Genomic DNA, 11,362 nt, shown 5'->3' on the forward strand with positions numbered 1-11,362 from the left:
GCGGCGACGCCGACGCCCGCTTCAAGGCGATCTACGAACAGGAATGGAGCTGGCGCCAGCGCGAGTACGGCGATGCCGACGAGGACAGCGACGGCGCGGCCGGCAACCGCCGCCTGCCGTCGGTCGACGCCGCCAGCCAGCAGGCCCGGCTGAAGGTCTGGGAGCGGGTGCTGGGCGAACTCGACGGCATCGACGCGGCCGCGCTGTCGGACGAGAACCGGATCAATCTCGCGGTGTACCGCGCGCAGGTGGAGAACCTCGCCGCCGAGGTGCGCATGCGCAGCTACGAGATGCCGTTCAACTCCGACTCCTCGTTCTGGTCGAACCTGGGGTTCATGGCGCGTACCCGCTTCGACGACGTCGAGGCCGCCGAGGCCTACATCGCCCGTCTCGACGACGTGCCGCGCTATTTCGACGCGCAGATCGTCAACATGCGCGCTGGTCTGGCGCGCGGTTTCAGTGTGCCGCGCGCGGTGCTGGACGGGCGCGAGGTCTCGATCGCGACGACCGCGGCACTCGACGACCCGACCGAGGCCAACCTGTACGCGCCGTTCCGCGCGATGTCGTCGCGGATCGCCCCGGCCGAGCAGGCGCGCCTGCAGCGCGAGGCGCAGACGGCGATCCGCGACCGCGTGATCCCGGCCTTCGCCGAGTTGCTGGCGTTCTTCCGCGACGAGTACGTGCCCGGCGCCCGCACCAGCCTGGGCGCCTCGCAGATGCCCGGCGGCGAGGCCTGGTACCGCCAGCAGATCCGCGAATACACCACCCTCGACCTGTCGCCGGAGCAGATCCACCAGATCGGCCTGGCCGAGGTCGCGCGGATCCAGGCCGAGATGGACGAGGTGATCGCCCGCAGCGGCTTCCAGCCGCCGGCCGGCGAGGAGACCTTTCCCGCGTTCCTGCACTTCCTGCGCACCGACCCGCAGTTCTACGTCGACACCCCGCAGGCCCTGCTCGACCGCGCCGCCTGGATCGCCAAGCGGGTCGACGGCGAGGTCGGCAAGTTCATCGGCACCCTGCCGCGGGGGCGCTTCACCATCATCCCGGTGCCGGACGACATCGCGCCGTTCTGGACCGCCGGCCGCGGCGGCAACGGCACCTACTGGGTCAACACCTACGACCTGCCGTCGCGCCCGCTGTACAACCTGCCGGCGCTGACCCTGCACGAGGCCTCGCCGGGCCACGCCCTGCAGGGCGCGCTGGCCGGCGAGCAGCAGGGCCAGCCGGCGTTCCGCCGCGAGTCCTACATCTCCGCCTACGGCGAGGGCTGGGCGCTGTACACCGAGAAGCTGGGCCAGGAGATGGGCATCTACCAGACCCCCTACGAGGAGTTCGGCCGCCTGACCTACGAGATGTGGCGCGCCTGCCGGCTGGTGATCGACACCGGCGTGCACGCCAAGGGCTGGAGCCGCGAGCAGGCCCTGGCCTACCTGCGCGACCGCACCGCGCTGAGCGAGCACGAGGTCACCACCGAGGTCGACCGCTACATCTCCTGGCCGGGCCAGGCGCTGAGCTACAAGCTGGGCGAGATCGCGATCGTGCGCCTGCGCGGCGAGGCCGAGCGCGCGCTGGGCGACGCCTTCGATATCAAGGCCTTCCACGACGCGGTGCTGCGCCAGGGCTCGCTGCCGCTGCCGGTGCTGGAGACCGAGGTGCGGCGCTGGATTGCGGCCGAGAAGGGCAAGGGCGACGCGCGCGGTTGACGGGTGCCGGCTGATCGGCCGCCGCTGAACGGGCGTCCGCCCGCGCGCTTGTGGATAAGTCTTGCGTGGACGGGGCCGGGCATGCATAATGCCCGGCTCGCTGTGTCCGAGCGGGTCTGACGACCCGCCCGGGCGGTCCCGGAAGCGCGATTCCGGCCGCCATCGGCAGCGACCCGCCCCGGCGGGGCTCCACCCTCCCGTATCGCGCATCGCCCCGGATGGTCCGGCGGCGCTGGGGCCGACGCCTCCCTGGCCAAGGGAGACACCACAGATTACGAGGTGCGTAATGTCCCGAGTATGCCAAGTCACCGGCAAGCGTACGACGACCGGCAACAACGTCTCGCACGCGATGAACAAGACCCGTCGCCGTTTCCTCCCGAACCTGCACGAGCGCAAGTTCTGGGTCGCCAGCGAGAACCGCTGGGTGAAGCTGCGTGTTTCCACCAAGGCCCTGCGCACCATCGACAAGAAGGGCATCGATGCCGTTCTCGCCGACCTGCGCGCCCGCGGCGAAAAGATCTGAGGAGAACTGAACCATGGCTTCCAAGCGCGACAAGATTCGCCTGATCTCCTCGGCCGGCACCGGCCACTTCTACACCACCGACAAGAACAAGAAGAACACGCCTGGCAAGATGGAGATCAAGAAGTACGATCCCGTCGTTCGCAAGCACGTGATCTACAAGGAAGGCAAGATCAAGTGAGGTAGCGGCGCGGCCGCTTCCCGCGGCCGCCCTTGCCCCACGTCTCCCGGCCCTTGCCGGGACACCGACAGCCCGCCTCGGCGGGCTGTCTGCGTTTCCGGGGCTGGAGTTCGGGGTCGGCATCCGGGGTGGCATTCGCGTCCGCCGCGCGTGGCGTGGGCTCCGGTCGCCACGCCTGGCCCTGGCCGCCCCGGGATCGCGGCGGCGTTCCCATCGGAACCCCTCCCGCCCGCGGTGGCAGCCATGTACCGATTCGCCGTCCTGCTCGGCCTCGCCCTGGCCGCCCCCGCCGCGCAGGCCGAGGACCCGCTGCCCGCCAACAGCTTCGCCGACAGCTACGGCCGCTACGCGCCGGCGGGCGACTGCGCCCGCGAACCGCGGATCACGGTCGCCGTGAGCGGCCTGGAGATCAGCATCGGCGGCACCAGCGAACGCATCGCCCGACCCGAAGTGGCCTGGAGCTACTTCGGCCCCGGCTACCAGGGCATCGCCCGCGCGCTGTTCCCGTACACCGGCGCCGAACGCCCGGTGATCATCCTGCTCAACGACGGCGAAGTCCCCGGCGCCCTGCGGATCGACCCGCACGACCGCGGCTACCAGGGCGGTCCGCCGCTATCGGCGCGGCATCAGGCGCTGGTCGATGGCTCGCCTTATGGGAGGTGTGGGTATTGAAGGGCGGTCTGCGGGGCGGGGATCGACTGGACAGTGCATCTGCTTTCACTGGCTATCTGCCAGTGCCGGTCAAATGATGCTGCCCGAGTGGCTGCTTCCGGCCAGAAGCGGACGTTGAGTGTTTATGAAATTCCGACTGCCTCATAATGACTTGATGGGGAAAGTCAGCGTCAATCAGATCCGTGAGCGGCTTAAGTCCGTTGAATAACGGCGACGGTTCTACGAGTGGAAGTCGGAACAGCCTCGGTGGCTTGCGCGACATGAGGTTTGGCGTCACACCTATCTGGCCAGACCTTACCTGATCGGCGCGCTTGACGAGCGCATCGCCGAAAGATTCCAGCACATATTCATGAATATCGCCGAAGTCGGTGAGTCCGGCAAACTGCAACCCGTTCCGCTCACTGAAACCGATGAGTTCATGCAGACCTTTACTCACATTCTGGAGGAGTTCGATGCCCGGGGTTCAGGCATACCGGAAAGCCTCGTAGAATCTGCCCGAGAGCCGATCCATCGGTATTTTAAGTATGGAACACCGATCGGCGTCACAATGTTTTCAGGATACAAGGCGCCTACCGGACCCATGCTGGTCAAATACGGAAAGCGCGAGTTTCTCGAGCCCATGCTGCAAGCAGGCTGGCTTCGACTATCCAATGCCAAGTCTTATAACAACGCAAGCCATTTGGACGCTGTACGGGACGACGAAACGAGTCGAACTTTCTTCATTCCTACCTATAAAGAACGGATCGAGGGCCAAGCCTACTTCGAAATGCGGGGGCATAGGATTGAATTTGGCGACGACGATGTCGTACTTCCACTGGTATTCGACGACTATTATCTTTTCAGCATGTGCGAGCGGATCCACTACCGCATGCCCACGGATTTCGAGGCCGACGCCGCAATAGTCATCAAGAACCCAGAGCGCTTCAAGCAGCGCTTGATCGCATCCTTCCTGGTTCGCTTCCCTGATTGGGTGCCAATGGAAGGAAAGGTAACGTATTACGATCCCTATCGCGACTACACAAAGTTCAAAGTTCCGGAGATGGCGAAGCACTTCGGCTACGCCTACCAAAAGGAAGTTCGTGTCGGGTTTAGACCCCGCCGCCGAACTACTTCCAACCTCGAGCCGCTCTTTCTGTCTATCGGATCAATGACAGACTATGCGGACCTGGTGTCCCTCTAGCCGACTGTTGAAATTCAGCCCGATCAGCCGGTTCAGCTCATCGCACTGAGCGGGTCAGTATGCTTTTCGGCAAGATCGCGAGGGATTCCCTGCCGCCCGCGGCGGCCCTTTAGGACCGCTGCCACAACCGACCGCTTATGCAATTAGTTGTTTCTGAGGTGCTAACTGATTGCGCGAGGTCTGCGTGTCTCGCGCTCCCCGGCTTCACCTTACGGCCTCCACCACCAGTCGGAACTGTATACGTTCCTTAGATCGGCAACTGGCGCCTCAGTCCAAGTGCGCGCCTCCCACATCGGCTGACGCAGCGCACCACCAAACTTTGCACCGTCAAGCATGATGTCGAAGACATCCTTGGTGATGATCGTTTGATGCCGGTCCCGAACATTTGCCAACTTGGCTGCAATGTTTGGTGCCCGACCTATCCATACCAAATCGTTGTGCGCTCGAATTCCCGACCGCACAACTAGCACATCACTCCTATCGATACCTACACCATGATTGATCTCAAAGCCGCGATCAACAAGCGTTGGATACTTCGAATGAAATCTAGGGCGAAGCAGCTCCTTAACCAGCCAATTTATTTTTAACCCACAAGTTGCCGCATTGGTGTTCTTTGCTTTTTCGACAAAGACCCCCATGACTCGATCGCCATCGAAGCTTCGGATGTGCCCGTTGTGAGCCCGGATTATCCGACAGCAGCCGCTAAGAAAGGCTTTGACGACCTTCGCCGCTACACGACTGTCGAAATCCATTGCCAGCTTTGTGGATTCAGCTAAATCAGCGTAGAGCATTACGGCTTCTAGCTTCACGCCGCCACCAGAAAGCATCACCGAGTCTGAAGTGGGGACTACAACGCCGTCACGTATGCTCCAAGCTTGCGAGATGATTCCGTTGGTCTCGTTCGTCAAGTCATCCAGCAACGCCATTATGTTCCCTTCCCTGACTGGAACGTCAAAATTGCGATGCCCCACGGAGCAGCCGAAGCGATCAGCCAGCGATAGGCCACCTTCAACGAATTGAACTTTTTGATCAAGATGCAGGAATTTCGCCATGCCTGATGCAGAAGTGCACGGCTAAGGTCGACTTCGGACTGCTGACAAAATCTCTCGACATAGTCAGCTGGTTCAAGCTTTGAGATTTCACCGAAATACACCAAAGAACCGACGCCGCCTTCGGTGTCAGGGAAAGACCCTTTATAGAGGTGAAGAAAACTCATAGCTGCCAAGCCTAGATAGACGAAGGTTGCCACTGCCTGAGCGCCTGTAAACTCACCGATCGCAGGGGCTCGCGCAAAGGCAACACCGAGCATGGCGACGTTTAGGCCTAGCAATACCGCTAGCAGCGCATCTACGCGTGGGAAGAACCCCAGCACGAGTCCGAGTTGGCTTTGCGCCGCTTGCACTTGTCCCTTGTGAGCACCTTCAACCTGACTCATCCGTTTCCCATTCAGACTTGTAGTTCTCGGTGAATACCACGGTGCGCCACCCAGGACAAGCTCTTCAGGCGTCGACGTCGGTCGGCCTATATAGCGTTCGCTTTGGGTGGGGCGGCGCCCGCCGACCAATAGCGGCCCATCTGTGGCGCGAGCCCCCATGTTCCTTGGGTGCCTCTGCAGTAATCGCTAGGAAAGCTCGTGTCTTTGCAACTCATCCTTTGATCTGCCCAAGGCCGTAACGGCTTCCCTTCGGTGTTCTGATTCAGCGGCGTCATGCGGCGTTTGCTTAGCACATTTGCGTGGAGGCTGATGCAGTTGCAGGTAAGAGGTATAGCGATACGGCTCCTATGCGTCTGCTCGCTTTCCGGCCAGAGGATCGATGACTTGAAGGCGTCGACCTTCAGGCTCGTAAGCAAGCAGCAGAATATTGCCCAGCGGCTTAGCGTCCACTAGCCCTTGGATTCTGGTGGGATCGAAGTGCCCATCGTGCAAGTCGGACAGGAACTGCAGGAAGGCCTCCTGCGCCGCGTTGCATGTCGAAGCATCGAAGTCGTTCTGCAGTAGCAGCTTGATGCAGAACCCATCGCCCAGGTTGGCTACGATCGAGTAGAAGATCGAGTACTTGGGCGTTCCGGATTTCGCTTTGTCTTTGGAGAAGACAACGTACCCCTTCGGCTCATCCTTGGAGGAGAATTTCGACGAAAGCCTGATGATGGCGGCCTTGAGGACGGCGTAATGATCCTTGCCAGCCTCCTTAAGAAATGATTCGAAGTACGCCTTTCCGATGTAGACGACGATGGCAGTCGGGATCAGCCACTCGATCCCCGCATACGGTCCAGACTCCGGCCTCGACTCGATCCTGAAATCCAGACCTTTGGCATCGACCTCACGTTCAAAGTCGGAGAAGTTGGAACGATCAATGACCTCAAGATGGAGCAGGCCGACCTGTGGCCGGTTATTGGAAGTGTTCATGGGGTAGCGCGGCGGCACCCCGCCAGGGGCAGATGCAGTCGATCTTCGGGGGATCGGTTCGTTCGGGTCAAGCGAACCGGTGGCTGGGCGCCGCGCGCAGCGTGCCGGGTATCACCTGCTGGCGGCAAGTAGACACCTCTGACTATGGCAGGATGACGCTTTGAGAATGCGAGCCAGGACTGCCGGAGCGAATCGATGGAGTGCGAGAACGGCGATGGGCCGAATCTGGATGGATTGTCCGACTTGCAGGCGTTCGAGATCATCGGCCTGCTCGTGGATCAGGCGGCCGACGAAGGAAATCTGACGCTGGTCGATCACGCACTTGCGTTGGCCGATCAATTGCAGGAGCGGGATCTGACGCCGGAGCAATTGGCACTGCTTGACTACTTCCGGGCCAACGCTTGGGCATGCAGGTATCAGCAACAGCACGCCAACAGCCCGACCGCCTGGGATTTTGATCAGCCGGAGGTTGGCCAGCAATTACTCCTGCTCAGGCAGGCGGCGCACGGCCCCGGGTTCGCAGCAATGGCGCCGATGCGTCAGTGCCAGGTACTTACCAACCTCGGAAACCAGCTCGACACGCTCGGTCGATTCATCGAGGCGAGAGCATGCTGGGACGCCGCAATCGAGATCGATTCGAACTTCTGGATGGCAATAGCGAATCGTGCACGGGCGCTGATGTTCTATGCGGAGGCGCTGTACGACAGCGGCCATCGATGCGTGTTCGCTTATCACGCCCATCGGGCGCTGATAGAGGCGGTTGCATTGATTGCCAGTCATCCGCACTTGGGAGATCCCCACCTCAGCGAGAAGTTCTCCACCTTTGCCGAGACTATCGCGCGCCACTTCGACTTGGACGCCATTGCCAAATCCTATCGCCCAGACGGCGGCTGTCTGGGGCGGAGCGAGGACGAACGTGGGTATCGTCGATGGTGCCTGTCCAACACGCTCTTCCTCAACCCACTGAATGATGTAGACAAGGCGCCTATTGCAGCTCGTGACATACTGAACTTACCGAGCTTCACGACGTCGTTGGGTGAACCTCCCGTCGTAATAGGTATGTTCAATGAACTGAAACAGGCGTTTGCTTCGGCAAGGTGGCTACTTTGGGAGGGGACGCGGGCGGAGGATGCGCACTTCTCGGATCGTGGCGTCATGCTGTTCAACACGCTCGACTATCCGTCGTATGGCCTAGGAGTCGAAAAGCTGAAGATGGCCTTCCGCCTGTCCTATTCGATCTTCGACAAGATCGCCTATTTTCTCAACTACTACCTGCAACTGGGGCAGCAAGAACATAAGGTGAACTTCCGCAGCATTTGGCGCGAGCAAAACGGCAAGGTGCTGCGAGAACGCATTGCCGGATCGAAGAACTGGCCGCTACGGGGACTGTACTGGCTGAGCAAGGATCTGTTCGAGGAAGGCATGAAAAATTCGACCGACCCGGATGCGCGCGAGATCGCGGACCTTCGCAATCACCTGGAGCACAGGTACTTCAAGATCCACGAGTACTCGTTGCCGGCTCACCCGCGAGATAGCCCCTCCTACGACCCGGTGGCCTACACGATCTCGCGAACCGACTTCGAGAGAAGGGCGTTGCGCTTGCTGCAACTTGCACGATCTGCGCTCATCTACCTGTCGCTGGCGATGCATCACGAGGAACGAGGACGCAACAGAGACGGCCTGTTCATGCCCATGCACCTGGACATCTGGCGCGACAACTGGAAGCGCTGACGAAGCCGCTGAAACCGGGGCATGGCGTCGGTCCCCGAACGATAGCCCTAGCTTCGGCCGGCACCTTTCCACGGAATTCCCGGAAGTTTGAGAACTGGTGCATCAGGACAGTGAGTAGGACATAGGCCCATCTCAACTACTCCGTGTCCCGGTGTCCGCTTTGGGTCGAAAGCCGTCATTGATCGCCGCTAGCGGTCGTCCAAATAAACGGGGTAACCATTCGAGGCGGTCCGTGGGTAGCGGTATGCCTCGTAGGATGCCCGCAGTCGAGCACCTACAACCTCTCCACAACCTGCTCGAGGCGAGCCCACAAAAAAACCCCGGCCGAAGCCGGGGTTCGCCCACTGGGGCCAGTGGAGAGATACGGGGGCGGGCACGACTCAGAAGGTCACACTCCAGCTGTTGATGTAGCCGGTGTCCTGGTTGGCGTTGTCGTTGACGCGCAGTTTCCAGGTGCCGTTGAGCGGCTCGCTGGACAGGTCCAGGGTGTAGGTGCCGATCACGTTGTCGGTGCTGCCGCCGCTGCGGTTGTGGAGGTTGTAGACGCTGCCGTCGGGGGCGACCACGTCGACCCGCAGGTCGCCCTTGTAGGTGTGGCGGATGTCGACGTCGACGCTGGCGTTGCTGGGGGCATTGCCGCTGCGGCCGGAGACGGCGATCGGGCTTTCGACGGTGGCGTTGTCGTTGATGGTGTAGTCGCTGGTGTTGCTGTAGGTCTGGGTACCGCCGCCGCCGGTGCCGTAGCTGCCGGTCAGGCTGAGCCCGGAGAACGCCGAGTAGCCGCGCACCATCACGTGCCAGGTGCCGGCCTGCGGGCTGGCGAAGCTGCAGGTCTCGTTGTTGCCGCCGGTGTAGGGCCTGCAGTCGTAGCTGCCGGTGGTCGGCGCGCTGCCGAACTTCACGTACAGGTCGGCATCGCCGGAGCCGCCCGAGGTGACGAACTGCAGGTTGCTGGCGCCGGCCGGGACCTCCATCGTCCAGAACTGCTCGCTGGCCTGGGCGCCGGACACGCCGGTGACCGGCACGCCGTTCTGCAGCTGGTTGCCGCCGCCGGAGCCGACCGTGACCGTGCGGGTGCGGCTGTTGCTGGCGCCGTCGTCGTCGGTGACGGTCAGGGTGACGTCGTAGCTGCCGGCCGCGGCGTAGCTGTGGCTGGGGTTGGTCGCGGTCGAGCTGCCGCCGTCGCCGAAGTTCCAGCTGCGCGAGGCGATCGAGCCGTCGCTGTCGCTGGAGCCGTCGCTGAAGCTGACCGTCAGGTCGTTGGCGGTGAAGCTGAAGTCGGCGCTCGGCGGCAGGTTGCCGCCACCGCCGTCGGGGCCGATGCCGTCGATGTACTGCGCGCCGGTACCGCTGGCGTCGAGCCAGTTGCTCAGCCGGGTGCTGTTGCTGCCGCCGCCGGTCCAGGAGGTGAACAGGCGCCCGTAGTAGTCGCTGCGGTTGCTGCCGGTCGCGCTGCAGGTGGCGGGGCCGCCGTGCAGCTGGCCGATCACGCGCTTGTCGGGGCTGTAGATCGGCGAGCCGGACGAGCCGGGCTCGGTCACGCCGCCGGAGGGCTGCCAGAAGATGTGCAGGTGGCTGCTGCCGGCGCCGCCGCCGTAGCCGCTGATCTGGGTCGCGCTGGTGGAGATGCTGATGCGCTTCTCGGCCACGTTGGGGTGGTGGATGCCGATCGCGCCGGGGAAGTTCATGTCGCGGCGGTCCCAGCCGCTCCAGTACAGGTTGAACGCGGCCGGGGCCGGGTCGTCGAGCTCGACCAGGGTGAAGTCCGACGCGCTGCTGCCGGCGCGGAACGCCGAACCGGTCAGGTACTGGTCGAGGGTTCCGTCGCCGTTCTGGCCGCTGGAACTGGAGCCGGGCGTGCGGCAGGTCGAGTTCTGGTAGTTCCAGTAGGTCACCAGCGAGGCGGCGTTGCCGCTGTTGATGCCGCAGTGGTTGGCGGTGAGGAAGAACATCCGGCGGTCGCCGGCGGTGTTGTTGAGCAGGCTGCCGCTGCAGAACAGGCTGCCGCCGGTGGAGATCGCCGCCGAGGAGCGCACGATGTTGTCGTAGTAGGGATCGGCGTCGGGGCATTCGACATCGACGTTGCAGGCGCCAGAGGTGCCCAGCGGCTGGATCAGCGCCGACTCGCGGGCCATGCGGCTGAAGCCGCGGTAGTCGTGGCCGATCTGGACCAGGTGCAGTTCGAGTTCATCGACGCTTGCGCGCGGTACCACCACCTCGATCACCGCGCGGTCGCCGGCCACGATCGGCGTCCACAGCTGGCCGTGCGCTTCGTTGTCGGCGTCGCTGAAGTGGCGCACCAGGCGCGGATCGGCCTCGCCGGTCAGGCCCTCGGGGTAGATCAGCATGTAGCCGCCGGCCGGCATGCGGTAGCGGTCGAAGCCGAAGTTCAGCGACAGCGCCTCGCGCGATTCGACCCGTAGCCGCCAGACCAGGTGGTCGTCGTCGAGGGCTTCCCAGGCACCGGCATTGTGCGGGTCCAGGTCGACCGCGAGCGGCTGGGCGAAGCGCGGCGGCAGACCGCGCGCCTCGCGTTGCGGGTCCTGCGCGCGCAGGCGCTGCGCGTCGACCGCGGGCATGCTGCGCAGCTCGACGCGGTCGAGCCGGGCGATGTCGTGATCGAAGGCGGCCGGACGCACGTCGGCGGGCGCGGCCAGGGCCGTGCCGATGGACAGGGACAACAAGGTCAGAAGACCGCATGCACCTTTCATAGAGCCTCTCCTTGGTGGGTGTCGCATGGATGGGTGCTGCCAGTGGGTACTGCTAGCGAGTGCTGTCACAAGCCGCGCCGCCCGGGGTCGCCGGGCGGCGCGGTGGGATGGGTTGCCGATGCGCGCAACACGATGTCAGAAGGTGATCTCAGAAGGTGACGCTCCAGCTGTCGATATAGCCGGTGTCCTGATTCGCGTTGTCGTTGACCCGCAGCTTCCAGGTGCCGTTGAGGGCCTCGCTGGACAGGTTCAGCGTG

Annotated in this window: 10 protein-coding genes; 6 read left to right on the forward strand and 4 right to left on the reverse strand. The window is 63.1% G+C overall.

The window, feature by feature from the left end; all coding sequences use genetic code 11:
- The 5 genes from FKV24_RS03745 to FKV24_RS03765 all read left to right on the forward strand — a co-directional run.
- Positions 1 to 1,703 (forward strand): DUF885 domain-containing protein (locus tag FKV24_RS03745; RefSeq protein ID WP_141481357.1); only part of this gene is annotated, 1,703 nt, incomplete at its 5' end.
- A 286-nt stretch (positions 1,704 to 1,989) separates the two neighbouring features.
- Complete coding sequence (rpmB, locus tag FKV24_RS03750) at positions 1,990 to 2,226, forward strand: 50S ribosomal protein L28 (protein WP_111265110.1); 237 nt, start codon at positions 1,990 to 1,992, stop codon at positions 2,224 to 2,226.
- A gap of 13 nt (positions 2,227 to 2,239) precedes the next feature.
- Positions 2,240 to 2,404 (forward strand): 50S ribosomal protein L33, encoded by a 165-nt coding sequence (gene rpmG, locus FKV24_RS03755; RefSeq protein WP_111265111.1) that lies wholly within the window; start codon positions 2,240 to 2,242, stop codon positions 2,402 to 2,404.
- 243 nt (positions 2,405 to 2,647) lie between these two features.
- Positions 2,648 to 3,076, forward strand: coding sequence for a hypothetical protein (locus FKV24_RS03760; RefSeq protein ID WP_141481359.1), 429 nt, complete (start codon positions 2,648 to 2,650; stop codon positions 3,074 to 3,076).
- Positions 3,077 to 3,425: 349 nt separating this feature from the next.
- Positions 3,426 to 4,256 carry a hypothetical protein gene (locus FKV24_RS03765; RefSeq protein ID WP_141481360.1) on the forward strand — a complete coding sequence of 277 codons (831 nt, stop codon included), beginning with the start codon at positions 3,426 to 3,428 and terminating at the stop codon, positions 4,254 to 4,256.
- 925 nt (positions 4,257 to 5,181) lie between these two features.
- Here the strand turns inward: FKV24_RS03765 and FKV24_RS19730 are convergent.
- Entirely contained in the window at positions 5,182 to 5,691 is a 510-nt protein-coding gene (locus FKV24_RS19730; protein ID WP_141481364.1) for a Pycsar system effector family protein, read from the reverse strand.
- Positions 5,692 to 6,036: 345 nt separating this feature from the next.
- Positions 6,037 to 6,663: a hypothetical protein gene (locus FKV24_RS03780; RefSeq protein ID WP_141481366.1), complete on the reverse strand. Its 627-nt coding sequence runs from the start codon at positions 6,661 to 6,663 to the stop codon at positions 6,037 to 6,039.
- A gap of 195 nt (positions 6,664 to 6,858) precedes the next feature.
- Here FKV24_RS03780 and FKV24_RS03785 point away from each other — a divergent pair, with 195 nt between their 5' ends.
- Entirely contained in the window at positions 6,859 to 8,394 is a 1,536-nt protein-coding gene (locus FKV24_RS03785; protein ID WP_141481368.1) for an LA2681 family HEPN domain-containing protein, read from the forward strand.
- 380 nt (positions 8,395 to 8,774) lie between these two features.
- On the opposite strand, the gene FKV24_RS19480 is transcribed toward FKV24_RS03785, so the two are convergent.
- Both FKV24_RS19480 and FKV24_RS20185 read right to left on the reverse strand, forming a co-directional pair.
- Positions 8,775 to 11,105, reverse strand: a complete 2,331-nt coding sequence (locus tag FKV24_RS19480; RefSeq protein WP_211371771.1) for a proprotein convertase P-domain-containing protein — start codon at positions 11,103 to 11,105, stop codon at positions 8,775 to 8,777.
- A 148-nt stretch (positions 11,106 to 11,253) separates the two neighbouring features.
- The gene (locus FKV24_RS20185) at positions 11,254 to 11,358 is read right to left on the reverse strand and encodes a proprotein convertase P-domain-containing protein (protein ID WP_211371772.1); all 105 of its coding nucleotides are present in this window, start codon (positions 11,356 to 11,358) and stop codon (positions 11,254 to 11,256) included.
- Between the last annotated feature and the right edge of the window lie 4 nt (positions 11,359 to 11,362).

This window comes from Marilutibacter maris, assembly GCF_006546735.2.
In the GTDB taxonomy this organism is placed as follows: Bacteria; Pseudomonadota; Gammaproteobacteria; order Xanthomonadales; family Xanthomonadaceae; genus Marilutibacter; species Marilutibacter maris.

What these genes read in the sequence shown, in the direction of transcription:
- rpmG (WP_111265111.1), top strand. Translation starts at nt 2,240, where the DNA reads ATGGCTTCCAAGCGCGACAAGATTCGCCTGATCTCCTCGGCCGGCACC.
- FKV24_RS03785 (WP_141481368.1), top strand. Translation starts at nt 6,859, where the DNA reads ATGGAGTGCGAGAACGGCGATGGGCCGAATCTGGATGGATTGTCCGAC.
- FKV24_RS03760 (WP_141481359.1), top strand. Translation starts at nt 2,648, where the DNA reads ATGTACCGATTCGCCGTCCTGCTCGGCCTCGCCCTGGCCGCCCCCGCC.
- FKV24_RS19480 (WP_211371771.1), bottom strand. Translation starts at nt 11,105, where the DNA reads ATGAAAGGTGCATGCGGTCTTCTGACCTTGTTGTCCCTGTCCATCGGC.
- FKV24_RS03765 (WP_141481360.1), top strand. Translation starts at nt 3,426, where the DNA reads ATGAATATCGCCGAAGTCGGTGAGTCCGGCAAACTGCAACCCGTTCCG.
- FKV24_RS03780 (WP_141481366.1), bottom strand. Translation starts at nt 6,663, where the DNA reads ATGAACACTTCCAATAACCGGCCACAGGTCGGCCTGCTCCATCTTGAG.
- rpmB (WP_111265110.1), top strand. Translation starts at nt 1,990, where the DNA reads ATGTCCCGAGTATGCCAAGTCACCGGCAAGCGTACGACGACCGGCAAC.
- FKV24_RS19730 (WP_141481364.1), bottom strand. Translation starts at nt 5,691, where the DNA reads ATGAGTCAGGTTGAAGGTGCTCACAAGGGACAAGTGCAAGCGGCGCAA.